Annotated in this window: 22 protein-coding genes and 1 tRNA gene; 14 read left to right on the forward strand and 9 right to left on the reverse strand. The window is 59.8% G+C overall.

Features of this window, described 5'->3' with window-relative positions; all coding sequences use genetic code 11:
* Positions 1-28: 28 nt before the first annotated feature.
* Together AABB31_RS03195 and cobA are read right to left on the reverse strand one after the other, a co-directional pair.
* Entirely contained in the window at positions 29-1,279 is a 1,251-nt protein-coding gene (locus AABB31_RS03195) for a cobyrinate a,c-diamide synthase (RefSeq protein WP_373635412.1), read from the reverse strand.
* A 1-nt stretch (position 1,280) separates the two neighbouring features.
* A complete protein-coding gene (gene cobA, locus AABB31_RS03200; RefSeq protein ID WP_342075871.1) occupies positions 1,281-2,132 on the reverse strand; it encodes a uroporphyrinogen-III C-methyltransferase in 852 nt (283 codons plus the stop codon).
* A gap of 97 nt (positions 2,133-2,229) precedes the next feature.
* Between cobA and AABB31_RS03205 the strand changes: the two genes are divergently transcribed.
* From AABB31_RS03205 to AABB31_RS03250, 10 genes are all read left to right on the forward strand, one after another.
* Positions 2,230-3,273, forward strand: a complete 1,044-nt coding sequence (locus tag AABB31_RS03205; protein WP_373635413.1) for a cobalt-precorrin-5B (C(1))-methyltransferase — start codon at positions 2,230-2,232, stop codon at positions 3,271-3,273.
* A complete protein-coding gene (locus AABB31_RS03210) occupies positions 3,270-3,995 on the forward strand; it encodes a cobalt-precorrin-6A reductase (protein WP_373635414.1) in 726 nt (241 codons plus the stop codon). Before AABB31_RS03205 ends, AABB31_RS03210 begins: the two co-directional genes overlap by 4 nt.
* Positions 3,989-4,618, forward strand: a complete 630-nt coding sequence (locus AABB31_RS03215) for a DNA-3-methyladenine glycosylase (protein WP_373635415.1) — start codon at positions 3,989-3,991, stop codon at positions 4,616-4,618. Before AABB31_RS03210 ends, AABB31_RS03215 begins: the two co-directional genes overlap by 7 nt.
* Positions 4,615-5,283 (forward strand): alpha/beta fold hydrolase, encoded by a 669-nt coding sequence (locus AABB31_RS03220; RefSeq protein WP_342075868.1) that lies wholly within the window; start codon positions 4,615-4,617, stop codon positions 5,281-5,283. The genes AABB31_RS03215 and AABB31_RS03220 overlap by 4 nt, the downstream gene beginning before the upstream one ends.
* Positions 5,284-5,419: 136 nt before the next feature.
* Positions 5,420-6,091 (forward strand): GGDEF domain-containing protein, encoded by a 672-nt coding sequence (locus tag AABB31_RS03225; RefSeq protein ID WP_342075867.1) that lies wholly within the window; start codon positions 5,420-5,422, stop codon positions 6,089-6,091.
* A gap of 141 nt (positions 6,092-6,232) precedes the next feature.
* Positions 6,233-6,820: an HNH endonuclease gene (locus tag AABB31_RS03230; protein ID WP_342078902.1), complete on the forward strand. Its 588-nt coding sequence runs from the start codon at positions 6,233-6,235 to the stop codon at positions 6,818-6,820.
* Positions 6,821-6,909: 89 nt separating this feature from the next.
* On the forward strand, positions 6,910-8,364 hold the full coding sequence (gene zwf, locus AABB31_RS03235) for a glucose-6-phosphate dehydrogenase (protein ID WP_342075866.1): 1,455 nt from the start codon (positions 6,910-6,912) through the stop codon (positions 8,362-8,364).
* 39 nt (positions 8,365-8,403) lie between these two features.
* On the forward strand, positions 8,404-9,075 hold the full coding sequence (gene pgl, locus AABB31_RS03240) for a 6-phosphogluconolactonase (protein ID WP_342075865.1): 672 nt from the start codon (positions 8,404-8,406) through the stop codon (positions 9,073-9,075).
* 4 nt (positions 9,076-9,079) lie between these two features.
* Positions 9,080-10,678, forward strand: a complete 1,599-nt coding sequence (pgi, locus tag AABB31_RS03245; RefSeq protein ID WP_373635416.1) for a glucose-6-phosphate isomerase — start codon at positions 9,080-9,082, stop codon at positions 10,676-10,678.
* A 56-nt stretch (positions 10,679-10,734) separates the two neighbouring features.
* Entirely contained in the window at positions 10,735-11,193 is a 459-nt protein-coding gene (locus AABB31_RS03250) for a prepilin peptidase (protein ID WP_342075864.1), read from the forward strand.
* A 57-nt stretch (positions 11,194-11,250) separates the two neighbouring features.
* On the opposite strand, the gene AABB31_RS03255 is transcribed toward AABB31_RS03250, so the two are convergent.
* From AABB31_RS03255 to AABB31_RS03270, 4 genes are all read right to left on the reverse strand, one after another.
* The gene (locus AABB31_RS03255) at positions 11,251-11,601 is read right to left on the reverse strand and encodes a RidA family protein (protein ID WP_342075863.1); all 351 of its coding nucleotides are present in this window, start codon (positions 11,599-11,601) and stop codon (positions 11,251-11,253) included.
* Positions 11,602-11,621: 20 nt separating this feature from the next.
* Positions 11,622-11,695 (reverse strand) — tRNA-Gly (locus tag AABB31_RS03260).
* Between the two features lie 56 nt (positions 11,696-11,751).
* Positions 11,752-13,782 carry an ASKHA domain-containing protein gene (locus tag AABB31_RS03265; RefSeq protein ID WP_373635417.1) on the reverse strand — a complete coding sequence of 677 codons (2,031 nt, stop codon included), beginning with the start codon at positions 13,780-13,782 and terminating at the stop codon, positions 11,752-11,754.
* Between the two features lie 94 nt (positions 13,783-13,876).
* On the reverse strand, positions 13,877-14,611 hold the full coding sequence (locus AABB31_RS03270) for a hypothetical protein (RefSeq protein WP_342075862.1): 735 nt from the start codon (positions 14,609-14,611) through the stop codon (positions 13,877-13,879).
* A gap of 80 nt (positions 14,612-14,691) precedes the next feature.
* Between AABB31_RS03270 and guaB the strand changes: the two genes are divergently transcribed.
* The 3 genes from guaB (at position 14,692) to AABB31_RS03285 (ending at position 19,760) form a co-directional block, all read left to right on the forward strand.
* The gene (guaB, locus tag AABB31_RS03275; RefSeq protein ID WP_342078901.1) at positions 14,692-16,140 is read left to right on the forward strand and encodes an IMP dehydrogenase; all 1,449 of its coding nucleotides are present in this window, start codon (positions 14,692-14,694) and stop codon (positions 16,138-16,140) included.
* Between the two features lie 3 nt (positions 16,141-16,143).
* Positions 16,144-17,328, forward strand: coding sequence for an RsmB/NOP family class I SAM-dependent RNA methyltransferase (locus AABB31_RS03280; RefSeq protein WP_373635418.1), 1,185 nt, complete (start codon positions 16,144-16,146; stop codon positions 17,326-17,328).
* Between the two features lie 134 nt (positions 17,329-17,462).
* On the forward strand, positions 17,463-19,760 hold the full coding sequence (locus AABB31_RS03285) for an ATP-binding protein (RefSeq protein WP_373635828.1): 2,298 nt from the start codon (positions 17,463-17,465) through the stop codon (positions 19,758-19,760).
* An 18-nt stretch (positions 19,761-19,778) separates the two neighbouring features.
* On the opposite strand, the gene AABB31_RS03290 is transcribed toward AABB31_RS03285, so the two are convergent.
* Genes AABB31_RS03290 through AABB31_RS03300 form a run of 3 tightly spaced genes read right to left on the reverse strand, consistent with a single transcriptional unit; the run spans position 19,779 to position 23,117 of the window.
* Complete coding sequence (locus AABB31_RS03290; RefSeq protein WP_342075858.1) at positions 19,779-20,750, reverse strand: glucokinase; 972 nt, start codon at positions 20,748-20,750, stop codon at positions 19,779-19,781.
* Positions 20,751-20,761: 11 nt separating this feature from the next.
* Positions 20,762-22,084 (reverse strand): GH1 family beta-glucosidase, encoded by a 1,323-nt coding sequence (locus tag AABB31_RS03295; RefSeq protein ID WP_342075857.1) that lies wholly within the window; start codon positions 22,082-22,084, stop codon positions 20,762-20,764.
* Between the two features lie 10 nt (positions 22,085-22,094).
* Positions 22,095-23,117, reverse strand: a complete 1,023-nt coding sequence (locus AABB31_RS03300; RefSeq protein WP_373635419.1) for a substrate-binding domain-containing protein — start codon at positions 23,115-23,117, stop codon at positions 22,095-22,097.
* A gap of 255 nt (positions 23,118-23,372) precedes the next feature.
* Between AABB31_RS03300 and AABB31_RS03305 the strand changes: the two genes are divergently transcribed.
* Positions 23,373-24,731, forward strand: a complete 1,359-nt coding sequence (locus AABB31_RS03305) for an ABC transporter substrate-binding protein (protein ID WP_342075856.1) — start codon at positions 23,373-23,375, stop codon at positions 24,729-24,731.
* Positions 24,732-24,824 lie beyond the last annotated feature (93 nt).

The raw sequence follows: 24,824 nt of genomic DNA on the forward strand, positions 1-24,824 counted from the left end.
ACGCCCCGCGAAAAGCGCTGGCAATGGCTTATCTGGCCCGATCAATGATATGTGCAAATGATCCCGCAACCCGTCCATCGACCAGCCCCATATCGGGCAAGATGTCCCCAGCTGCGTCACGGGCCTGGAATAGCGGTGTTCCACGGGCAGATATGGTCGTTGCGTAATGAAACTCGTGCCCCAGCCATGGGCCGGGCAGGGGGCCGGCGGCGGCGTGCAGTTCGCGATATCCAAGATGCAGTTTGCGGGCCGCAAAGGATGTGTGCAATGCCAGAAGCCCGGCCATCGCATGGTGCTGCCCGTCTGCATCCGTCAGCGTTTGCCCCAGACACATATAGCCGCCGCATTCCCCGTAAATCTGCGCCGCGCCTGTGCCAAGGCTGCGCAGGAAGGTCTGATTGCCGGCGAGCCTGCCTGCATGCAGTTCCGGGTATCCGCCGGGCAGGAAAATGAAATCCGCCGCTGGCGCTGCCTGATCGGCCAAGGGCGAAAAAAACGTGATCTCGGCACCCGCATGGTGCCAATCGGCGAGCATGTGCGGATATGTGAATGCAAATGCCGCGTCCTGTGCAACCGCGATGCGTTGGGCCGGCGGGCTGATCCTGCGTGGGTTGCCCGGCTCATGGGTGCGTGCCTCCAATGCCAGTAGTTGCGCCAGATCGACTTGGTCGCCGATCAGATCGGCGGCCTGATCAAGAAATGCGTCAAGGTCGGGCCGTTCCTGCGCCTGCAGTAATCCCAGATGCCGCGAGGGTTGTTGCAAGGCCGCATCGCGCCGAACGGCGCCAAAGATCGTGATGTCCTGCAGCGCCCGGCGCAGCATCGTTTCGTGCCGGACAGAGCCCACATTGTTTAGGATCACGCCCGCGATGTTCACATCTGCATCATGTGCGGCAAAGCCGTGAACCAATGGTGCCACTGATCCGGCCATCTTGCCCGCATCGACGACCAGAACCACCGGCCAGCCCAGGATGCGGGCCAGATCGGCGGTCGCACCCTTGCCATCAGGTGGCGCCCCGTCAAACAGCCCCATGGCCCCTTCGACAATCATTGGGGTCGGGCCTGCCGCCAGCGCGCAAAGCCTTTCGGGCCGCATCGCCCAGGCATCAAGATTGACGCAGGGATGCCCGCATGCGGCCTCGTGAAAGCGTGGGTCGATATAGTCGGGGCCGGATTTGGCAGCGCGGATGGGTTGTGTGCGACTGATGGCGCGCAACAGCCCAAGGGTGATCATGGTCTTGCCACTGCCCGAGGACGGGGCGGCGATGATAAAGCTCATATCACGCGGATTCGGCCGGGCGGCCCCGGCCAAGCGGATCGAGGTTGCGCGGGGCCTCGCCCTTTGCCATGCCTTGCCAGTCAAGCACCTGCCGCATCAGAACGGACTGTCCGACGCAGATGATCGCAGGTGGCGCAAGCCCGGCTGCGGCGATATCGGCAGTCACAGCACCCAGTGTCGTTTCAAGAACCGCCTGCTGGTCTGTGGTTGCCGTTGTCACCACCGCCACAGGTTCCGCTGCCGGGCGGCCTGCATCCATCAGTTTGGTTGCGATCTGCTGGATATGCTTCATCCCCATATAGATCACGATGACCTGTGACCCTTTGGATATACTGTCCCAGTCAAGCGAGCCCGGTGTGTTCCCCGATTGGTCATGCCCGGTGACAAATGTGACGGATTGATTGACGTCCCGGTGCGTGACGGGGATGCCTGCATAGGCCAGCCCCCCGATGCCTGCGCTGATCCCGGGGATAATCCGCACCGGCACCCCATGTTGCACAAGCGTCTGCGCCTCTTCGCCGCCGCGCCCAAAGACAAACGGGTCGCCGCCCTTCAGCCGCAGGACCTTTTTGCCCTCGCGCGCCAGATCAACCAGTCGCAACGAGATATCCCGTTGCTTTGCAGAGGGCTTACCGCCCCGTTTGCCTGCGTAGATATGCGTGGCCTGCGGCGCCCAATCGAGGATCTGTTCCTGGACCAGCGCATCATAGATCACCACATCAGCCTGTCCCAGCGCATTGGCCGCGTGCAGTGTCAGCAGCCCCGGATCCCCCGGACCCGCCCCGCAGAGCCAGACCCAGCCGGGCTGCATGATTGGCCACGCATGTGGTGGAAGGTGTCTGGTCGTTGTCATGGCTTGTTTATGCCGCCGAATGCGGGGCTTGGAAAGGTTGCAAACGACCCTCATTTGTGGATTGCCGTCATTGACTGTGCTGCCTATCGTCGCGCCGATGACACGCAAGCCGCATAGCGAATTGCGCCGAGGCTGGACCACAGGCGCCTGCGCGACCGCCGCCACAAAGGCGGCGTTGATCCGTCTATGGGGCGGCGCGTTTCCGGCGGAGGTGCAGATCACCTTGCCGGGGGGCGAAATGCCGGTCTTTCCGCTGGCACATACCGATCATGGCCCGGGTTGGGCAGAGGTCGGCATCACCAAGGATGCGGGCGATGATCCGGACGTCACCCATGGTGCGCTGATCATCGCGCGTGTCAGCCAAGGCCGGGCCGGGCTGACATTTCGCGCAGGCGACGGGGTTGGAACTGTCACGCGGGCGGGGCTGCCCATCGGGGTGGGCGAGCCTGCGATCAATCCGGTCCCGCGGCAGATGATGCAAAGCGTGGTCGACGACCTGGCCACCAGATTTGTCCGGCCGCCTGATGTTACCATCGAAATTTCCGTGCCGGGCGGGGTCGCGCTGGCCGCAAAGACATGGAATCCAAGGCTGGGGATCAAGGGGGGGCTGTCGATCCTTGGCACAACGGGTATCGTGCGCCCTTTCAGCTGCGCGGCCTGGATTGCCTCTATTCATCGCGGCATCGACGTGGCCCGCGCCGACGGGCTGACCCATGTTGCGGGCTGCACCGGGGCGACGTCTGAAAAGGCTGTGCAAGCGCTGCTTGCGCTGCCGGATCACGCTATGCTGGATATGGGGGATTTCGCGGGCGGTATGCTGAAATACCTGGCCAAGCACCCGGTTGACCGGATCACTATTGGTGGCGGGATCGGAAAGATCAGCAAACTGGCCCAAGGTGCGCTGGATCTGCATTCCAGCCGGTCGCAGGTTGATTTTGAGGCCCTGGCCGCACTGGCGGGCCGGCCGGATATCGCTGATGCAAATACAGCGCTCGAGGCCTATCAGCGCGCTGGCCCCGATCTGGCCCGCAAGGTCGCGGTCGCAGCCCGGCAGGCGGTGCAGACCCGTTTTCCCGATCTTTCGCTGGATATCATCATTGTGGATCGCGCCGGTGCGGTGATCGCAAGGGCTGGCCCATGACCCTGCTGTTGCTGGCTGGCACGGGCGAGGCGCGGGCGATTGCCCTTGCCCTTGCGGGGCGTGATGTGATCGCGTCACTGGCGGGTGCGACCCGGGCGCCCACTGATCTGGGGGTGCCGACACGGTCCGGTGGCTTTGATGGGCCTGCGGGTTTCACCGCCTTTCTTGCCGAGCACAATATCACCGCGGTTCTTGACGCCACACATCCCTATGCCGCCCGGATCACGGCCCGAAGTGCAGCTATTTGCGCGGCGCAAGATATCCCGTTTCTGCAATACCTCCGGCCGCCATGGACACCCGACGCGGGCGATCATTGGACCACGATTGGCGCCGAAGAAGACGCCGCCGATCTTATCCCGCAAGGTGCCACCGTTTTTCTGGGAACCGGGCGGCAGACGCTGTCCCGCTTTGTCAATCTGCAGGGGCGCCGGGTGATCTGCCGGCAAATTGATCCGCCAGAGGGGCCGTTTCCCTTTCCGGGTGGCGAATTTCTGGTGGGCCGTCCGCCGTTCTCGGTTGCGCATGAGACGGCGCTGTTTCGACGGTTGGCTGTTGATTATCTGATCGTCAAGAATGCGGGGGGCGAGGCCAGCCGGACCAAGCTGATTGCGGCACGGCAATTGAACATCCCGGTCCTGATGCTGGCCCGGCCCGATCCGGGCGACTGGCCATGTGTGTCAGCGTTTGCAGATGCGCGCCAATGGGCAGAAGCCCGATGCTAGAGCGTGTCATCAAGGGCGATGCCTGCGTGGCAGAAGGAGTGGTCTGGCTCAGCGGGGTAGAGCCGCGCTTTGCCGCCCTGCAGGATGTTCTTTCCCCGCTGCCTTTGCGGCTGCGGCCTGACGGGTTTGCCGCACTGCTGAACGCGATTGTCAGCCAGCAGGTGTCTGTTGCGTCTGCCGCAGCCATCTGGGGCCGGATGGAGGTGGCAGGCATGACAACGCCCAACGCAGTCGCGGCAGCCGATCAGGATGCATTGAAATCGCTGGGGCTGAGCCGCCAGAAGGTCAAATATGCACATGCACTGGCCGCCGCCGGAATCGACTATGCCAAACTGCGACACTTGCCGGCCGAGGATGTCATTGCACAGCTGATCGCCGTGCCGGGCATCGGGCGCTGGACGGCAGAGGTTTATGCGATGTTTTCGCTGGGGCGTGCGGATGTCTTTGCGCCCGGCGATCTGGCGCTGCAAGAGGCGGCAAAGCAGGTCTTTGATTTGCCCCAGCGACCCAGTGAAAAGGACTTTCGGCTGATGGCGCAGGCCTGGTCGCCCTGGCGGTCGGTTGCAGCCCGACTGCTCTGGGCCTACTACAAGCACAGCACGCAACGGGAAGGGATCCGATGACACGAGCACTAGAGGCGCAGCGGCGCGAACCGGCATCGGGTGAAATCCGGTCCTGCGTGGTCTTTTTGCATGGCTACGGGGCGAATGCGGCTGATCTGATCGGGCTGGCTGATCCGCTGGGGGAACATATGCCTGATACGTTGTTCATTGCGCCTGATGCGCCGGAATCCTGTGCCGGTGCGCCGATGGGGTTTCAGTGGTTTCCGATTCCGTGGATCGACGGATCATCCGAAGAGGAAAGCCGGGCAGGGTTGGACCGGGCCGCAGCTGACCTTGACGCGTTTCTTGACGGTGTGATGGTGGATGAAGATCTGCTGCCCGAACAGGTCATCGTGCTGGGCTTTTCGCAGGGAACAATGATGGCCCTGCATGTCCTGCCGCGACGCGAAGACCCGGTGGCAGGCATTGTTGCTTTCTCGGGCCGTCTGCTGGAACCCGAATTGCTGGCGGATGAGGCGACATGCCGCCCGCCTGTCTTGCTGGTGCATGGCGATCAGGACGATGTTGTGCCGCCGCAATCCCTGCCACACGCCGCCGAGGCCTTGCAGGAGGCTGGCTGGAAAGAGGTTTACGCCCATATCATGAAGGGGACCGGGCATGGGATCGCACCAGATGGACTGCAGGTTGCGCTGGCCTTCATGCGCGACAGATTTGGGATGAGTTAGCCCGCGCGCGCATTTCTTAACGGAAAATACAGGGTTTCACCGCGATAACAAAACAACTGTTTTATTATTTTGGTGATGATCCTTGCGCATTCCTCAGCTGTTATATGTCCTTGCGCCGCATTCGGCCCTTGGGTGGATGATCCGGCTCCCTTTGATGCTTGCGTTTTTGCTGGGGCTCAGCGTTTTGCCCGACTTTTTCCTGAGCGGACGCAAGGTTGCACCAATCGTGAATTATCTGCCGGTTGTGCTGCTGGTGGCGGGGCCGCTGACCATTGCGCTACTTTGGGCCTTATCAGGGCTCGCGGTCGAGGAAAGCAAGCGCCGCGCGATCACGCAGATTGATCCGTTGACGGCACTGCCAAATCGGCTGGCTTTTCTGCAGACCACCCGCCGAATCCTGCCGCAAAGCGGTGTTCTGCTGATGTTGCAGGTCGATGATTTTGCGCATTTGAACGAACGGCGGGGACGCAAGGCCGGTGATCTGTGCCTGATGGCGCTTGCCCAGCGTTTCCGCGAGCTGACGCGCTATACTGATATTGTGGGGCGGATGGGCGGTGCGTCTTTTGCTATTTATCTTCCCGGGGCCACGATTGAACAGGCGCGGGATGTTGCCGACCGGATATGCGATGGCGCGATGGTGGTCACCCAGACGGGCATCTTACGGGTCACGATTTCGGTTGGTGCGGTGCTTGCGAACGGGCGTACCCCGCTTGACCGGTTGCTTGTGGACGCCAATTCGGCCCTTGATGAGGCGAGGCGTGGCGGGAATGGCCAGCTGATCCTTGAAGATTGGGTGAAAGCGGCCTGAAACACCGGTTTGCGCCTGCGACGATGCCTACATAATGTAGGGGTTGTCACATTTCTGACGCGATATATAGTCCAGACTCAAGAGGATTGCGGGAGCGCCGCGTTTGCAAAAACTCCTGCATTTCGGTTGCAGGATGTGGATATGACGCAAACGGAATTCAGAAAAGACTTTGTCCGGGCGCCGGGCATGCTCAAGCATTTTCCGGCCCTGGTTTTGAATGCCGACTATCGGCCATTGTCGTACTACCCGCTATCGCTCTGGCCCTGGCAGGAGGCGGTCAAGGCCGCATGGCTGGACCGGGTCGATATCGTCAGTGAATACGAGGAAGTCGTGCGCAGCCCTTCGACGGTGATCAAGATCCCGTCAGTGGTGGTTCTGAAAGACTATGTGAAGCCGCAAAAGCAGGTGGCGTTCACGCGGTTCAACCTGTTTTTGCGCGATGAATTCTGCTGCCAATATTGCGGCGCAAAGGGTGAATTGACGTTTGATCACGTGGTGCCGCGCGCCAGTGGCGGTGTGACCAGCTGGGAAAACGTCGTCGCGGCCTGCAGCCCCTGCAACTTGCGCAAAGGGTCGCGGTCCTTGCGGCAATCGGGATTGTCCCTGCGCAAAGCACCACGCAGGCCAGCCCCGGAACAATTGCACAATGTTGGGCGCAAGTTCCCGCCGAACCATCTGCATGATAGTTGGGTGGATTTCCTGTATTGGGATGCCGAACTGGAAGCATAGGCCGCTTAGCCGCTAGACACGCCGCCTGCACGCGGTTACGTAGACGCTCGTTAGCGCTAACAAAGTGATATGTGAAAGCGGAGGAAGCCATGGTCGCGCGCGTTATTCCAGTCGATCCGTTCGATCTTGTGATATTTGGCGGTACCGGCGATCTGGCGCGGCGCAAGATTTTGCCCGGCCTGTTTCGCCGTTATCGGTCAGGACAAATGCCCGACGGCTCGCGGATCATCGGGGCCGCCCGATCCGATCTCGACGGGGCGGGTTACCGCAAGATGATTGCAGATGCGATTGCCGAATTCGGCGGCGATGAGGCGGGCGATCAGGATTGTCTTTCCAAGTTTCTGACCTGTCTGGATTATGTGCCCATCGACGCAAAAGGGACCGGCGGTTGGTCTGAACTGGCCCAGTTGGTCCGCAAGGATGTGGTGCAGGCCTTTTATTTCTCGGTTGCCCCATCTTTGTTCGGCGATCTGGCCGAACGGCTGCATACCAATGGAATTGCATCCGCCAACAGCCGGATCGTTGTGGAAAAACCCTTTGGCCGCGACCTGGAAAGCGCGCGTGCCTTGAACCGCACATTGGCCACGCATTTTGACGAAAGCCAGATCTACCGGATTGATCATTATTTGGGCAAGGAAACCGTTCAGAACCTGATGGCCGTCCGCTTTGGGAATGTGCTTTTCGAACCCCTGTGGAACAATCACTATGTTGACCACATCCAGATCACGGTTGCCGAGACGGTCAGTGTTGCGGGCCGGGGTGCCTATTATGACCGATCGGGTGCCATGCGTGATATGGTGCAAAACCACCTGATGCAGCTTCTCTGCCTGATCGCGATGGAACCCCCCAGCCAGTTTGGCGCAGATGCGGTGCGGGATGAAAAGCTGAAAGTAATCAGGGCATTGCAGCCCGTTGATGCCCATCACATCGTCCGCGGCCAATATGATGCGGGGCCGGACGGCAAAAGTTACCGCGAAGATGCCGAAAACCCGCGCAGTTTCACCGAAAGCTTTATCGCCATGAAATGCCATATCGCCAATTGGCGGTGGGCAGATGTGCCATTCTATCTGCGCACGGGCAAACGGCTGAAGGCGCGATCATCGGAAATCACGGTTGTGTTCAAGGATCTGGGCCATTCCATTTTCGAAGGTGACGAGGCGCGTCATCGCAATATCCTGTCCATTCGCCTGCAGCCTAATGAGGGGATGGACCTGCAAGTCACCATCAAAGAGCCCGGCCCCGGCGGTATGCGCCTGATTGATGTGCCGCTGGATATGACCTTTGCGGATGCGCTTGGCGACAAGGAGGTCGAAGTTGCCGATGCCTATGAACGCCTGATCATGGATGTCATCCGAGGCAACCAGACCTTGTTCATGCGCGGGGACGAGGTTGAGGCCGCCTGGCGCTGGACCGACCCCCTGATCGAAGGGTGGGAGGCGCGCAATGATGTCCCGAAACTCTATGATGCGGGGTCTGCCGGCCCCGAGGATGCTATGATGCTGATGCATCGCGACAATCGCAGGTGGCGTGATATCAAAGCCTAGCCATCAGGCCCGATTGCCAGCCTCAAAGGAGCTGTAGCCATGAAACTCGTCGAATATCCCGATGCCGAAATGATGATGATGGATCTGGCCGATACCATCGCCAGTGAGTTGAACAACGCGCTTTTGGTTGACGACCATGCCAGCCTGGCCGTTCCCGGTGGTACGACGCCGGGCCCGATTTTCGACAGTCTATGCGCCATCAACGTGGCATGGCCGCGCGTGCATGTGATGCTGACGGATGAAAGATGGGTGCCCGAGACATCGCCCCGCTCCAACACCGCGTTGCTGCGCCAGCGTTTGCTGACCGACAAGGCGGCCGCGGCCCGCTATGTCCCGCTCTATGCCGATGCGGATACGCCCGAAGAGCGCCTGGGCGATCTGTCGCAACAGGTGCAGGCCTGCCTGCCACTGACTGTTGCCTTGCTTGGGATGGGGTCGGATATGCACACAGCCTCGATCTTTCCGGGCGCCGATCAGCTTGATCTGGCCCTGACCGGGTCCGATACGCTGGTCGCTATGCGCGCCCCCGGCGCCCCCGAACCGCGGATCACCTTGTCCGCCAATGTCCTTAAAGAGGCGATGTGCCGCCATATCGTCATCGTTGGCGATGAAAAACGGGCCGCGTTGGAAAAGGCCCGCCATTTGCAACCGCATGATGCACCCGTGGCCGCATTGCTGCCCGGTGCAACTGTGCACTGGGCCAAGGAATAAACCGATGTGGGACAAGCTGCGCGCATATCATAAGACAGTCGCTGACCGGCGTTTTGCCGATATGGTCGATGCCGAACGGGCTGCTGCATTCGCCACGCAGGCAGGTGACATGCGTTTCGACTACGCCAAGACCAATATCGACGACACGGCCCGTGATCTGCTGATCGACCTGCTTGACCAGGCGGATGTTGCGGGCAAGCGGGATGCGATGTTTGCGGGCGCTGCGATTAACGAGACTGAAGGCCGCGCGGTGTTGCATACGGCGTTGCGCAATCTTGATGGCGGCCCGGTTCTGGTTGACGGGCAGGATGTCATGCCAGCCGTGCTTGAGACGCTTGCCCGGATGGGCAAGTTCGCCAGCGACGTGCGCGACGGCCGCTATACGGGGCAGGGCGGGCAGATCACTGATGTGATCAATATCGGCATTGGCGGGTCGGATCTGGGGCCTGCCATGGCCGTTAAGGCGCTGGCGCCTTACCATGACGGGCCGCGCTGCCATTTTGTCAGCAATGTCGATCCGGCCGATATTGGCGCCACATTACGGCAATGCGATCCGACCACCACATTGGTGATCGTCGCGTCCAAAACATTCACCACCATCGAAACCATGACCAACGCCCGCACTGCGCTGGCCTGGATGCGCGAGAAGGTCACTGATCCGGGCGCGCAATTTGCGGCCCTGTCAACGGCTGATGACAAGACGGCAGCGTTCGGCATCGCATCCGACCGTGTCTTTGGGTTCGAGGATTGGGTTGGCGGCAGGTATTCCATGTGGGGGCCTATCGGGCTGTCGTTGATGATGGCGGTTGGCGCCGATGCATTCCATGCGTTCCTGCGGGGCGGGCAGGCGATGGATTTGCATTTCAAGTCCGCTGCATGGGTCGAAAATATGCCCGCCATGCTCGCACTGGTGGGTATCTGGCACAATCAGATTTGCGGCTATTCCACCCGCGCTGTTCTGCCTTATGATAACCTTCTCAGTCGCTTACCGGCCTATCTTCAACAGCTTGAGATGGAAAGTAACGGCAAGGGCGTCAGCATGGATGGCGCTGACCTCGCTGTTGATAGTGGCCCCGTTGTCTGGGGCGAGCCAGGGACCAATGGCCAACATGCGTTCTATCAATTGATCCACCAGGGGACCCGGGTCATTCCGTGCGAGTTTCTGGTGGCCGCCCGGGGGCATGAGGATGATTTGCACCATCAACACCAGCTTCTTGTCGCCAATTGCCTGGCCCAATCCGAGGCATTGATGCGTGGGCGCAGCCTGCCCGAGGCAACGGCCAAGGTGGCGGATAGATTCAGCGGGGATGAACTTGAACGGCAGGCCCGTCACCGGGTCTTTGCAGGCAACAGGCCATCAACGACGCTGGCTTATCCGCAGCTGACACCGTTTGTGCTGGGCCAGATTATCGCGCTTTATGAACATCGTGTGTTTGTCGAAGGGGCGGTTTTGGGGATCAACTCCTACGATCAATGGGGGGTCGAGCTTGGCAAGGAACTGGCCACCGATCTGCAGCCCGTCATCGAAGGCCGCGCTGATGCGACGTCAAAAGATGGCTCAACTGCCGCACTTGTTAGTTTTTTGCAAAAGGCCGGGGTGTAACGCCGCGCGCTTTTTGCCATAAGCGCCTGCGGGGGCGGAATTAAGGACAAGACTTGATGATTGCGCAATATGCACCCTTTGCCGTCCTGGCGATCCTGTTGACGGCCACCGTGCTAGAGCTGCGAACAGGCAAGATATCCAACTGGATCCCCTTGCTGCTTTTTGCGTTGTTTATCGCCATCGCTGCCACCATCCCGGATCGGTCCGCCCTTGCGGGGCAATTGCTGGTGGCCTTGGCCGTGTTCGGGATCGGTCTGATCCTCTTTGCGGTGAATTTTTTCGGCGCCGGTGCGGTCAAACTGATGAGCGGCGCGGCCTTGTTCACACCGCTCGACAAGGGCTGGATCACGGCCGGCATCTTTGTGGTCACGCTGGTGATTGTGACGCTTGGCGTTGTGCGGGCGCGGCGCAAATACGGCTCGGATGACAGCAAATGGGCGGTGTTGGCCAAGGAAACGCTGCCGATGAGCATGACGCTCAGCATCACGGCAGCGCTGGTGTTCTTTGTGGTCTAGACCGTGGCTTTGGCAGCGGTCGCGACATCGTAGGATGGGTCTTGACCCATCCCTCGTCTAGATTGCAGCTGTGACAATGATCTCAACATAAAGCGTCGGGGCGGCCAGTTTGGCCTCACCGGTCCAGCGGGCAGGTGCGTGACCCTCTGGGACCCATGCTTCCCATGCGGCGTTCATCTCAGCAAACTGGCCATTGATGTCAGACAGCCAGATTTGGGCGGTCAACAGATTGGTGTTGTCGGTGCCGGCCTCTACAAGCAGCGCATCAATCTTTGCAAGAATATCATTGGTCTGTTCAGTCACCGACGCGCCCGCGGTGCCGACTTGACCGGCCAGATAGGCAATACCGTTATGAACCACCAATTGGCTCATCCGTGGACCAGTGTGGTGACGTGAAATCTCGGGCATGGAACACCTTTTTTGCTGATTGGAGCGGGTAACGGGAATCGAACCCGTAACTGAAGCTTGGGAAGCTTTCGTGATACCTTTTCACCATACCCGCCTTGGGCGCTGGATACGCCCGGGCGCGCGTCGCGTCAACGGCATCGCGCCTGATTTCTAACGATTGCGCCGCCGTCTGCCCTGTCTGTCGCCACCATTATTATGGGTGACATCCGGTATGGTGACGATGCTTCGCAATATCGGAAAGGTCTCAACCGCATTGGGAATCGCAGAGGCATTGACAAAATGCTCTTGGAATCGCGGCTCGATGGCGGTTTCGACCTTATGGATCTTGTGCACAACGGCCTCGATTTCGCGCCGGGCATCTGTGTTCAGCAAGGCGATCCGCGCGCCTGTGCCCGCCGCATTGCCGGCACTTGTGACCTTGTCCAACGGCGCATCCGGGATCATTCCCAGAACCATGGCATGTTTGGGGCTGATATGCGCGCCAAAGGCGCCGGCCAGAACGACGCGGTCAACCTTGTCCACGCCGAATTTGTCCATCAGCAGCCGCGCACCGGAATAAAGTGCTGCCTTGGCCATCTGGATCTGGCGGATGTCGGTATTGGTCACGGTGATCCTGGGGCCACCATCGGCGGTGCCGTCATAAAGCAGGTAGGAATTCGTGCGCCCGTCCGCAAAGCAATTGGGCGCGCCCGTCTGCTCTGCCGAGCCGATCAACCCCGGTCCATCGACAATACCCGCAACGCGCATTTCGGCGATAACCTCGATAATGCCTGATCCGCAGATCCCGGTGATCCCCGTTGCGGCATGGGCGGCGGCAAAGCCGTCCTCATCCGACCACAGATCACTACCGATGCATTGAAAGCGCGGCAGTTTGGTTTCGGGGTCGATCTGCACATGTTCAATGGCCCCCGGGGCGGCGCGCTGCCCGCTGCTGATTTGCGCGCCCTCGAATGCCGGACCGGTAGGCGAGGAACAGGCAAGCACCTTGTCGCGGTTGCCCAGAATGATTTCCGCATTGGTGCCGACATCCACCAGCAGCACCAGATCATCGGATTTGTCAGGGGCTTCGGACAGGGCCACCGCCGCCGCATCGGCACCCACATGCCCCGCGATGCAGGGCAGGATATAGATCCGTGCGGCCGGATGCAGGTTCAGCGCCAGTTCCGAGGCGCGCAGCGATATCGCCTCTGACGTGGCGAGCGCAAAGGGCGCCTGACCCAACTCATAGGCATCAATCCCCAGAAACAGGTGATGCATGACCGGATTGCAGACAAACACCGCATCAACGATCAGGTCGCGATCTATCTCGGCCTCGGTGGCGATCTGCACAAACAGCGCGTTCATCCCCTCGCGGACCGCGCGTGTCATTTCTTCTGATCCGGTGGGGTTCATCATGCCATAGCTGACCCGGCTCATCAGGTCTTCGCCAAAGCGGATTTGCGGGTTCATGATCCCGGACGATGCGACGACCGCGCCGGTTTGCAGATCGCATAGATGGGCGGCGATTGTTGTCGACCCAAGATCAACCGCCAGCCCGTAGATTGTACCTTCATAAAAACCGGGCCAGATCGCGATGATCCGGGGTGAAAAGACCGCGTCGCCCAGATGAACGGCGACGGTGACTTTCCAGCCCCCTTTGCGCAGCGCCGATTGCAGGCTTGTCAGAACGCCCAGATCCGCCTCCAGATCGGGCAGATCCCAGTCGCGTTTGAGTGCCGCAACCAGCCGTTCCAGATCCCCCGACGGGTCGTGCATGTCCGGTTCGGCCACCTCGACATAATAAAGTCGCGTGGACGGGTTCATCATGATTTCACGCGCTTCGGCCCGTTTGCGCACAACCTGCTTATGCACCTGGCTTTCGGCGGGCACATCAATCACCACATCGCGCTGGATTGTTGCCTGACAACCCAGACGCCGCCCCTTTGTCAGCCCCCGCTTTTCGTCATAGCGCGCCTCAACCGCGTTCCATGCTGAAAGCGCATCATCCGCAACCGTCACGCCATGTTTCGAAAATTCGCCATAAGACGGGGTGATCTGGCATTTGGAGCAAATCCCGCGCCCCCCGCAAACGGAATCGAGGTCGACCCCCAATTGCCGCGCTGCCGTCAGCACAGGGGTGCCGACCGCAAACCGGCCGCGTTTGCCCGAAGGCGTGAAGATCACGAGTGGGTCTTGAGACATCTGTCAGGCCTGCATCATTTTGCCTATGAATACCGCGCCCTGTTCGAAAGTGAAGGTTCGTATCCGTCATAATGAATATGCGCTGCGGCATATCTCACCCCAGCACATCGCTTCCGAAAAGCCAGACGGCAAGCGGAACCGGCAGCGTGGCCAGCGCGATGACCGCGAACATCCACAGGCTGTGAAACAGCCGCGTCACGCCGGCCAGCATCAGGATGCCGCCGCCACCCCCGATCAGGCTGGTGCCGGGCATGTTGATCAGCAACCCGATTGTCACATAACGGTACTGCACCAACGGGCGGGCCAGCCAGCGCGGCAGCCGATCCGTCAGCATCGCAAGCCGCTCTTGCGTGGAATGCCGCTTGATCCCGTCCAGCAACCTGCAGGCCCGCAGCATATGCAGGTCTGCAAAGACCTTGTGCAGCCAGTCAAGCGACAGGGTCTGCCCGACCACAAACGCCGCGGAAAGTCCCACAACCGTGGCAAGATAGACAAAAGGCGCGATGGCCGCGCCCTTCATCAACAGCAGAGCGATGCCAATTTCGATCCCCGGAACGAAGGGGATCGCGATCAGGATGGCATAACCGATCACCGCCGCAATCAGCACCTGCGTGGCCGCCCGATTGGCGGCCGGATCGTCCAGCATGCGGATCCGATCCATCACCAAGTCGAAACCCCACATGATCAGATAGGCGGCGCCCGCCACCAGAATGATCCGCAACACGGTCCGGGGCAGGGCGACCCGCCAGGGTGGCGGCGTCAGGGTATGTTGGTCATCACCATGCATGCGCCACCCTGCATCCCAGGCCTGTCCGGGTACAAGCCACATTCAGGTGAGTTTGCCCTTTCGTGTGTTTCAGATCCATGCGATAGGGACGTGCCAACGAAGCCACCCAAGGAGACTGGTTGATGGAGATTCGCGAGGCGCTTACCTTTGATGATGTTTTGCTGGTCCCCGGGGAATCCCGGGTGTTGCCCTCAACCGCTGACACCCGCACATTTGTGACCAAATCCATTGCGATGAATATCCCGCTGCTGTCCAGCGCGATGGACACCGTCACCGAAGGCCGCATGGCCATTGCCATGGCCCAGGCCGGCGGAATTGGTGTGGTTCACAAAAACCTTGATATCGAGGCGCAGGCCAAAGAGATCAGACGGGTCAAGCGCTTCGTCTCGGGCACGGTCTACAACCCTGTCACCCTGCGCCCGGATCAAACCCTGGCTGACGCAAAGGCTTTGATGGAACGCTACCGGATCACCGGTTTTCCGGTTGTTGGCGAAGGCGGCAAGGTGGTCGGCATTGTCACCAATCGCGACATGCGTTTTGCCGATGATGATCAGACCCCCGTCAGCGTTATGATGACCACCGACAATCTGGCGATCCTGAAGGAACCGGCCGATCTGGACGAGGCCCGGTCGCTGATGCGCTCGCGCCGGATCGAAAAGCTGCTGATCACGGATGATCATGGCAAGCTGACCGGTCTGTTGACCCTGAAGGACAGCGAACAGGCCGTCCTGAACCCGATTGCCTGCAAGGACCATCTGGGCCGGCTGCGGGTTGCGGCTGCAACGGGTGTGGGGGATGCGGGTTTCGAACGCTCGGCCGCACTTGTTGATGCGGGGGTGGACATGATTGTCATCGACACGGCACATGGCCATTCCGAAGGTGTCGCCAAGGCTGTGGAACGGGCCAAGAGCCTGTCCAATGAGGTCCAGATCGTGGCGGGCAATATCGCCACCGGTGAAGCCGCGCGCGCCTTGATCGGTGCGGGCGCTGACGCGGTCAAGGTCGGGATCGGCCCGGGCTCTATCTGCACCACCCGAATGGTGGCCGGTGTTGGCGTGCCGCAGCTGACAGCGATCATGGATTGTGCCGCCGGTGCGGGCGACGTCCCCGTTATCGCCGATGGGGGTATCAAGTTTTCGGGCGATTTCGCCAAGGCCATCGCGGCAGGCGCGTCCTGCGCCATGGTGGGCTCGATGATTGCTGGGACTGATGAAAGCCCCGGCGAGGTGATCCTGTATCAGGGGCGGTCGTTCAAATCCTATCGGGGGATGGGATCACTTGGGGCCATGGCGCGCGGCTCGGCGGATCGGTATTTCCAGAAAGATGCGGCAAGTGACAAACTGGTCCCCGAGGGGATCGAGGGTCAGGTCCCCTACAAGGGATCGGCCAGTGCGGTTGTGCATCAACTGGTTGGCGGGTTGCGGGCTGCCATGGGCTATACCGGTTGCGCCACTGTGGCCGAGATGCGGCGCAACTGCAATTTCGTCAAGATCACCGGTGCCGGTCTGAAGGAAAGCCACGTGCATGACGTCCAGATCACCCGCGAAAGCCCGAATTACCGGATTGGCTAATTCATGACCCCCGGCGCGCGGATCGCTGCGGCAATTGACGTCATTGATGCAATTCTTGCTGGCGCATCACCCGAACAGGTGCTGAAATCCTGGGCGCGTGCCAGCCGGTTCGCGGGATCAAAAGACCGGGCCGCGATCCGGGATCACGTCTTTGATGTGCTGCGTGCCAAGCGGTCGCTGGCGGCCCGTGGGGGTGCCATGACAGGCCGGGGCTTGATGTTGGGTCTATGCGCCCGCGACGGTGCTGATCTGCGCGCATTATGGTCCGGGGCGGGGCATGGGCCATCGCCGCTATCCGCCGCAGAGGCCGCATATCTGGCCCAAACGCCCGACATGTCCCAAGCAGAGGCGCATGACATACCTGATTGGCTATGGCCCCTCTGGACGCAGAGCCTTGATGCAAATGCTGCCCCTGCGGCGCAGGCGTTGCAGCGGCGGGCGCCGATCTTTCTGCGGATCAATACCAAACGGACCACCCCGGCCGACGCGGTTGCCAGTTTGGCCCAGGACGATATTGACGCTGTCCAACATCCGGATGTTTCCAGCTGTCTGGAGGTGCGCCGCAACCCGCGCCGGATCAAGTTAAGCCAGGCCTATCAGTCCGGCCTCATCGAGCTGCAGGATGCGGCGTCTCAATTGGCGGTTGCGGCGATCCCGGTTCCGGATCAGGGGCGTGTTCTTGATTATTGCGCTGGCGGTGGCGGCAAGGCACTGGCATTTGCTGATCTGCGCAAAGCCACTGTATTTGCCCATGATATCGCGGCGGCAAGGATGGCCGATTTGCAGCCGCGCGCCGAACGGGCAGGGGTCAAGATTGCGGCGGTCGCCACCAAAGATCTCGCGAGGTTTGAACCCTATGACGTTGTGTTTTGTGACGCCCCTTGTAGTGGTAGCGGCACCTGGCGGCGCACACCTGACGCAAAATGGCAGCTGACGGCGCAAATGCTTGATCAGTATCATGCAATGCAGGACGATGTATTGTCGCGCGCAGTGACGCTGGTCAAACCGCAGGGATCGCTGGTCTATGCGACCTGTTCAGTTCTGAAATCCGAGAATAGTCAACGGGTTGCGGCGTTTCAGGCGCAACATCCTGACTGGCACGTTGTCGCGGAAAGGCAACTGATCCCTGGTCCCAAATGGGATGGGTTCTATTATTGCCTATTGCAAAAGCAAAAACACAACCTATAGTTGTTTATAGGGTGAGTGCAAGTTGGCTTAAGGTTTGATTAATGTTTAATCAGCTAAGCCTTCATTGACGAGGGAGCAGAGGTTACGCTGTGCCGACTGATCATGTGTTTGTGCCACCCCAAAAACCGCGGGATGTGCGCTTGCCAAAGACGATATGGCTTTGCGGGGCGGCGCTGGCTTGTTTTGGTGCTGCGACTGCCGTCTCGGGTATCGCGCAACGCGCGCTGTTGCTGGCGGGTGGTATCCTTGTGATGCTGTCGGCCTGGAACATTATCTGGTGGGCGTTACGACGACAGGCCGCACGCGGCATTCTCGCCGAGACGCGCCGCTTGACGCAAGCCGACCCCGATCAGGTTTTTCTGACTGATGAGGCAGGCGAGATTATTCACGAAAATCCGGCAGCGATGGACCGCTTTGGCACGCGCACCGGGCAAGCGATGAGCGCCGTTCTGGGGACATTCATGGCCAGTCCCGAGGCGCTGCACAGGCGTATGTTGGGACAGATCCGCAACGGCGCAGCCGTCAAAGAGGACATCGTCACGCGTGGTGGGCGGTTCCGCCTTTCAGTCTCGCAATTGGCGCCTGCCCATCTGCTCTGGCGGCTGGATGATTTGGGCGCGGCGGAAACACAGCCAGGCGGGTCCGATCAAAGCGGGCTGCCACAAATTGTCGCCGAACCAGATGGCCGGATTGTTCACATCAACGCAGCCTGCCGGGCATTCCTCGGGCATAGCCCTGCCAGCCTTAGCGCATTATTCGAAAGCAGCAGCGTCCGGTCCGGGCAATCCTGCATCGTCCAGGCGGCGGCGGGGCCGACCCGCGTGATCCTTGCCGAAATGCCGGGGCAAAGCCGGCGCCGAGAGATTTACCTGGTTGTTCTGGGGGATGTGGATGCGCCGCGCACGGTTGGTGCGGGCTGGGATGCAATCGAGGATTTGCCGGTCCCATTGATGAAGATCGCGCCCAGCGGCGAGGTGATCGCCTCGAACCGGGAGGCGCGGCAATTGCTGAATATCAAGAATACGGATGGCAAGCGCATTGCAGACATGCTCGACGGTCTGGGTCGCCCGATCAATGACTGGCTTCGCGAAGCCGCAGAGGGGCGCGGCGGCCATGCGTCGCAATTTCTGCGCGGGCGCGGGCCCAATCAGGACACGTTCGTTCAGGTGACGCTCAACCTGTCCAGTGACGCATCCGAGGGGCATCTGATTGCGGTGCTGAATGATGTGACCGAACTCAAGACATTGGAAGCGCAGTTTGTTCAAAGCCAGAAAATGCAGGCGATCGGGCAACTTGCAGGGGGCGTTGCACATGATTTCAACAATCTGCTGACGGCGATTTCGGGCCATTGTGACCTGCTTTTGCTGCGTCACGATGAGGGCGATCAGAATTATGGTGATCTGATCCAGATACACCAGAATGCCAACCGGGCCGCGAGCCTTGTGGGCCAGTTGCTGGCTTTTTCCCGCAAGCAGAATTTGCAGCCCGAGATTATTGATTTGCGGGACACCTTGTCGGACCTGACCCATCTGCTCAACCGGCTGGTGGGCGAGAAGGTCACCCTGTCGTTGAACCATGATCCGGCCCTGATGCAGATCAAGGCGGACAAGCGGCAGCTGGAACAGGTTTTGATGAACCTTGTCGTCAACGCGCGCGATGCGATGCAGCGCGGTGGCGAGATCCGGATCGTGACCGAGAATATGATCCTGAAATCGCAGATGGTGCGCGACCGGGCGACAATCCCGCCGGGTGAATATGTGGTCGTCAAGGTGATTGACGAGGGGCATGGCATCACCCCGGATCGGTTGCCCAAGATTTTCGAACCCTTCTACACAACCAAACGCACGGGCGAGGGGACAGGTCTGGGCCTGTCGACGGCATACGGGATCGTCAAACAGACCGGCGGCTATATCTTTGCGGAAAGTGACGTTGGCAAAGGCACGCAGTTTTCCCTCTTGTTTCCAAGTTACGATCTGCCGGTCGCAGAACCGCTGGAGATCCAGGCCGCTGCTCCCGAACGCGCCAGCGAGAAGGTCGATGGGGTTGTTCTGTTGGTCGAGGATGAAGCACCGGTCCGGGCCTTTGCGTCCCGCGCGTTGCGTCTCCGAGGGTACACGGTTCTAGAGGCTGACTGCGCGGAAGCCGCACTTGATCTGCTTTCGGATGCGGACCTGAACGTGGATATCTTTGTGACCGACGTCATCATGCCGGGCATGGACGGGCCCACCTGGGTCCGGGTTGCGCTGGAAAAGCGGCCCGATACCAAGGTGGTGTTTGTGTCAGGCTATGCCGAAGACGCCTTTGGCGACGAAAAGAGCCGTATTCCCAATTCCGTCTTCCTGCCCAAACCATTTTCGCTAAGCGCGCTCACGCAAACGGTACAAACCCAGTTGGAGGATCATCGGCAACCTGTTCGGGCCACAGCGTCGTAAGATGGATTTAAATCCATCCTACGATGTCAGCCCCTGTAGATGTGCTGCGGATCCTGTCAGCGCCGCGTAGTCATCCTCGATCACGTGGACGGCAAAATTGCTCATGAAACCGGCAAAACGCCCCTTGTCGCGGAAAGCGTCGCCAAACCCGAACCGGCCCAGATGCGGTGCGAAGGCGCGTGCGACACCACCTGCCAGATAAAGCCCGCCAAAAGGCAGCTGTATCAATGAGAGGTTCCCGCAGACCGTTCCCAGAATGCGGCTGAACATCTGCGCCGCTTCCGTTGCGCGTGTGTCGCTGCCATTTTGGCAAGCCTCCATGATGTCTTTTGCCGCACATTCGCGCGGATCATCCGCCTCTTGCCCCAGAAACGCATAGACCCTTTCCAGCCCCCGTCCTGAAAGGACATCCTCTACCGCCGGAAAGCCGTGCGCCGTGGATACAAACTGGCACAGACGCAGTTCACGTTCATCCCTGATCGGCAGATTGGCATGTCCACTTTCGGACGGGGTCACGATCCGCCCTTGGTCAAGGTCAAAAACCGGGGCTGCGTTGAAACCGGTGCCGACACCGACAACAAGTTTGGCCGCGTTGGGATGCCCCAAGGGACCCTCTAGGATGGTGCGGATATTCGCGGGATCAAGGTGCCCCAGCGCATGCCCCTGCGCTTGCAGGTCGTTGAGGATCGCAACCGTTTCCGCCCCGGTGGCCCGCCCGAGCGTGTCCTTGTCGATCGCCCAGTCGAGATTGGTCAATGATGCCCGCCCATCCCGCACGGGGCCCGCAACGGCGACACAGGCCGCCCGTGGATCGACACCGCCTTCATCCTGGACAAAGCGGCGCAGGACCGTCTCTAGCCCCGGGTAATCGGAATTGCGATAGCGCCGAATGGTGCCATCGACAATCGTCAGCCCATCCGCAAGCGCGACCCGGGTATTTGTCCCGCCGATATCGGCGACAAGCGAATAGACGTCTGTTGGATGCCCCATGCGTGATCTCCTTACCGCGCGATGGCGGTTTTCAGGGCATGATAGGATGCCTTGGGTGTGCGTTTGAGTGTCTCAAAATCGACATGCACGATGCCAAAGCGCTTTTCATAACCAAACGCCCATTCGTAATTGTCCAGCAAGGACCAGTAGAAAAAGCCTTTGACGTTGGCGCCGTCATCAATCGCTTTTTTGGCAGCCATGATATGATCGGACACAAATTGCACCCGTTCAGGATCATCGACCACGCCGTTTTCAATCTGATCTGCCCATGCCATCCCGTTTTCGGTCACGTAAAGCGGCAGATCGCCCACATAGTCACGGGCCATCCGGGTCAGGAAATGATGCAAGCCTTCGGGGTAAATCTCCCAGCCCATTTGGGTGGTGGGCAGCTCTGTATCGACCGATCTGACCGCTGGCCAGACGGCACCCGCGTCCTGGGTCATCTTGTGGCGCGTGTAGTAATTGACGCCCAGCCAGTCGATAGGTTGACTGATCTGAGCCATGTCATCCTGCCACCCTCCGGGCATATGATCCCCAAATCCTGCAAGAACTTCAGCCGGATAGGTGCCTTTGTTCACAGCTTCAATGAACCAGCGATTGTAGATCGCATCCTGCAGATTGGCGGCATCCCGCGACGCGGCCGTGCTGTCAGCGGGGGCGCTATGTTCAAAATTCAAGACGATGCCGCAATTGTCGATCCCCGCACTGCGCAGTCGTGTCATCGCCTCGCCATGGGCCAGCATGATGTGATGCATGGCCCGCGCCGTTGCGCGCAGATCGCGCAAACCGGGGGCATGGTGCCCCAGGAAATGCGACAGGAAGGCCACGCACCAAGGCTCGTTGATAGTGGCAACTGCCGCCATCCGGTCGCCTATCCGTGCGGTGATCGCATCGGTGAAATCGCCAAAACACAGGGCTGTGTCACGGTTCGCCCAGCCGCCCTTGTCCGCCAGTGCCGATGGCAGTTCCCAATGATAGAGGGTCTGGAAGGGCTTTAACCCCCGTTCCAGAATGCCATCCACCAGCCTGTCGTAGAAATCCAAGCCTTCGGGATTGATGGTTTTGCCGTCCGGCATGACCCGCGCCCATGAGGTCGAGAACCGATAGGCATCAAAATTCCCGTCCTTGAGAAGATCAAGATCCTCGGCAAAACGATGGTAGTGGTCACATGCCAAGGCGCCATCTTCCGCGCGGACAACATTGCCGGGGCCTGCGGCAAACGTATCCCAATGGGTTGGGCCCGCGCCGCCGAATTTATGACCTTCGATCTGATAGGCCGCAGTTGCCGCCCCAAAGACAAAATCATCAGGAAAATCAGTGCGCTTGAAGTCCATCTTTATCCTTTCAGAGCCGCGGGCCGGTTGAACCGCCCACAATCAATTCGGCTTCCAGCAAAACGGTATTGGGGGCCTGTGACGGGTCAGTGATACTGCCAAGCAGCATTTCGGCCAACTCGCGACCAGCGTCGCGCACAGATGATCGGGTGGCCGTGAAAATCGGGGTGTCAGTGCCGTTTTGCAGATAAGACAGGACGTCATCATGGGTCACCACAGACACATCACGCCCAAGAACCAGCCCCATTTCTTCGATTGCCCGACGCGCACCCATGGCGCAAATCATTGAGGAGGCAACAATCGCAGACGGTGCATCGTTCTGGCGCAACATATCCTGCGTACTTTGATAGCCAAACAGCTCTGTCATTTCACCGGATCGCATCAGGGCCGGGTCAACCGCGATGCCCTTGGCTGCCAGTGCAGCCTCGTACCCGCCGCGACGCCGATAGGCGAAATCCATACCTTCCAGCCCATTGACCAGCCCAATGCGCTGATGTCCCAGATCAAGCAGGTATGCCGTCGCCGTCTCAAAAGCTGATTTGTTGTTCACATCCAGCCACGAATAGGGGGTTTTACAGCCAGATGCCCGCCCATGCACGGCAAAGGGCAGGCCCAGGTCATGCAGCAAGGCGATCCGCGGGTCGTTCATGCGCGGGCCATGCACAACCACCCCGTCCACGGCGCGCCGCGCCGCCAGGCCGCGGTAAATCTGTTCCTCTTCGGCATCATCGACGATGGTAAGGATCATTTCATAGCCGTGGCGTGCATAGGTCTCGCCGGCGCCCGCGATAAAATCGCCAAAAATCGGGTTCACCATCTCATGTCTGGTCGAGACGGGAATCACGTGACCGATGGCCAATGCCTTGCCCGTTGCCAGCCCCTTGGCGCGGGTGCTGGGACGGTAGTTGAACCGTTTTGCAGCCTGTTCCACCCGCTTGCGGGTTTCGGCGCTCACCTCTGGATAGCCGTTCAGCGCCCGGCTGACGGTTGTCTGGCTAAGCCCCAGATTTTGCGAGAGTTCTTTCAGGTTCATCGGTTCTTTATCTGGCTTAAAAAACCGCCAATTCGGTTCTTTTTTGTATACGTAAACGTTTCAGTAGCGGTCGTTTGCATAAATTCCAAGTCCTTTTTGTGGCAAGTTTGTCCGGTTGACACGCGCGCCGACATGGATGAGTGTAGGACATCCAAAGCGCTTTGGCTACGATTCCAAATCGCAAGGAACAACCAAAGCACGTGATCGTGCAGAGATGAAAGATGCGCGCAGAGCGCGCGATTGGGAGGATATTCAATGAAGACGAAACTGTATGCCGGTGCGGCAACGGTTGCCCTGATTGCAGGTGCAGCAAACGCAGATGGTCATCTGGCCTTTACGCCGGGCGAGGGCGATTTCAGCTGGGACAGCTATAGTGAATGGGCCGCAAAGGCGCCTGATCTGAGCGGTCAGACCGTGACGGTCTTTGGCCCATGGCTTGCCCCGGAAGATGATATTTTCCGCTCTGCCATCGCCTATTTCACCGATGCCACGGGTGCGACCGTCACCTATACAGGTTCGGACGGGTTCGAGCAGCAGATCGTGATTGATGCCGAAGCAGGCTCGCCACCAAACATTGCTGTCTTCCCACAACCGGGCCTTGCAGCTGATCTGGCCTCTCGCGGTTTGCTGGCGCCTTTGGGCGACGACATGGCCGGTTGGGTTTCGGAAAACTATGCCGCCGGCCCATCATGGGTTGATCTGGGCACATATGCCGATGCGTCTGGTGATGATCAGTTCTACGGCTTCTTCTACAACGTGAACGTCAAGTCCCTGGTCTGGTACAGCCCGGAGAATTTCGAAGATGCGGGCTATGACGTGCCTGAAACAATGGAAGATTTGATCGCGCTGTCCGAACAGATCATTGCCGATGGCGAAACACCGTGGTGCATCGGTCTGGGATCAGGTCCTGCAACAGGTTGGCCCGCAACTGACTGGGTCGAGGACATCATGCTGCGTACCCAGGCGCCCGAAGTCTACGACCAGTGGGTCGCCAATGAAATTCCGTTCAACGACCCGAAAGTGATCGAGGCGATCGACACATTTGGGTTGTTCGCACGCAATGACGACATGGTTGCAGGCGGCTCAGCTGCGGTGGGTTCAACAGATTTCCGCGACAGCCCAACCGGCCTGTTCTCATCCCCGCCGCAATGCTACATGCACCGTCAGGCATCCTTTGCCACTGCGTTCTTCCCTGAAGATGTCGTACCGGGCGAAGACGCTGATTTCTTCTACTTCCCTGCTTTTGAAGAGAAGGATCTGGGTAACCCGGTTCTGGGTGGTGGGACATTGATGGCCGTGACCGAAGCGTCAGACGCCACAACAGCGTTCATCGAATTCCTCAAGCAGCCAATCGCGCATGAGGTGATGATGGCGCAGACGGGTTTCCTGACGCCGCATTCCGGCGTGAACCTTGATGCCTACAAGGATGCGATCCTGCGGGGGCAGGGTGAGATTCTGCTGAATGCGACGACCTTCCGCTTTGACGCATCCGACCTGATGCCGGGCGCTGTTGGACAGGGGTCGTTCTGGACCGGTATGGTTGACTATGTTGGCGGGACATCTGCCGAAGAGGTCACCGCAGCGATCCAGTCCAGCTGGGACGCAGCCAAGTAAGCGCACCTGCCATTGTGCAAACATGACAAACGTTCGGACGGGGAACCGTCCGAACATCCTGGCGGCCAGAGGAGAGGCCGCAAGCGGTAGATA

This window comes from Yoonia sp. SS1-5 (assembly GCF_038443705.2).
In the GTDB taxonomy this organism is placed as follows: domain Bacteria; phylum Pseudomonadota; class Alphaproteobacteria; order Rhodobacterales; family Rhodobacteraceae; genus Yoonia; species Yoonia rhodophyticola.

Coding starts and splice junctions, on each gene's coding strand:
- AABB31_RS03195 (WP_373635412.1), bottom strand. CDS start 1,279: ATGAGCTTTATCATCGCCGCCCCGTCCTCGGGCAGTGGCAAGACCATG.
- cobA (WP_342075871.1), bottom strand. CDS start 2,132: ATGACAACGACCAGACACCTTCCACCACATGCGTGGCCAATCATGCAG.
- AABB31_RS03205 (WP_373635413.1), top strand. CDS start 2,230: ATGACACGCAAGCCGCATAGCGAATTGCGCCGAGGCTGGACCACAGGC.
- AABB31_RS03210 (WP_373635414.1), top strand. CDS start 3,270: ATGACCCTGCTGTTGCTGGCTGGCACGGGCGAGGCGCGGGCGATTGCC.
- AABB31_RS03215 (WP_373635415.1), top strand. CDS start 3,989: ATGCTAGAGCGTGTCATCAAGGGCGATGCCTGCGTGGCAGAAGGAGTG.
- AABB31_RS03220 (WP_342075868.1), top strand. CDS start 4,615: ATGACACGAGCACTAGAGGCGCAGCGGCGCGAACCGGCATCGGGTGAA.
- AABB31_RS03225 (WP_342075867.1), top strand. CDS start 5,420: ATGATCCGGCTCCCTTTGATGCTTGCGTTTTTGCTGGGGCTCAGCGTT.
- AABB31_RS03230 (WP_342078902.1), top strand. CDS start 6,233: ATGACGCAAACGGAATTCAGAAAAGACTTTGTCCGGGCGCCGGGCATG.
- zwf (WP_342075866.1), top strand. CDS start 6,910: ATGGTCGCGCGCGTTATTCCAGTCGATCCGTTCGATCTTGTGATATTT.
- pgl (WP_342075865.1), top strand. CDS start 8,404: ATGAAACTCGTCGAATATCCCGATGCCGAAATGATGATGATGGATCTG.
- pgi (WP_373635416.1), top strand. CDS start 9,080: ATGTGGGACAAGCTGCGCGCATATCATAAGACAGTCGCTGACCGGCGT.
- AABB31_RS03250 (WP_342075864.1), top strand. CDS start 10,735: ATGATTGCGCAATATGCACCCTTTGCCGTCCTGGCGATCCTGTTGACG.
- AABB31_RS03255 (WP_342075863.1), bottom strand. CDS start 11,601: ATGCCCGAGATTTCACGTCACCACACTGGTCCACGGATGAGCCAATTG.
- AABB31_RS03265 (WP_373635417.1), bottom strand. CDS start 13,782: ATGTCTCAAGACCCACTCGTGATCTTCACGCCTTCGGGCAAACGCGGC.
- AABB31_RS03270 (WP_342075862.1), bottom strand. CDS start 14,611: ATGTGGCTTGTACCCGGACAGGCCTGGGATGCAGGGTGGCGCATGCAT.
- guaB (WP_342078901.1), top strand. CDS start 14,692: ATGGAGATTCGCGAGGCGCTTACCTTTGATGATGTTTTGCTGGTCCCC.
- AABB31_RS03280 (WP_373635418.1), top strand. CDS start 16,144: ATGACCCCCGGCGCGCGGATCGCTGCGGCAATTGACGTCATTGATGCA.
- AABB31_RS03290 (WP_342075858.1), bottom strand. CDS start 20,750: ATGGGGCATCCAACAGACGTCTATTCGCTTGTCGCCGATATCGGCGGG.
- AABB31_RS03295 (WP_342075857.1), bottom strand. CDS start 22,084: ATGGACTTCAAGCGCACTGATTTTCCTGATGATTTTGTCTTTGGGGCG.
- AABB31_RS03300 (WP_373635419.1), bottom strand. CDS start 23,117: ATGAACCTGAAAGAACTCTCGCAAAATCTGGGGCTTAGCCAGACAACC.
- AABB31_RS03305 (WP_342075856.1), top strand. CDS start 23,373: ATGAAGACGAAACTGTATGCCGGTGCGGCAACGGTTGCCCTGATTGCA.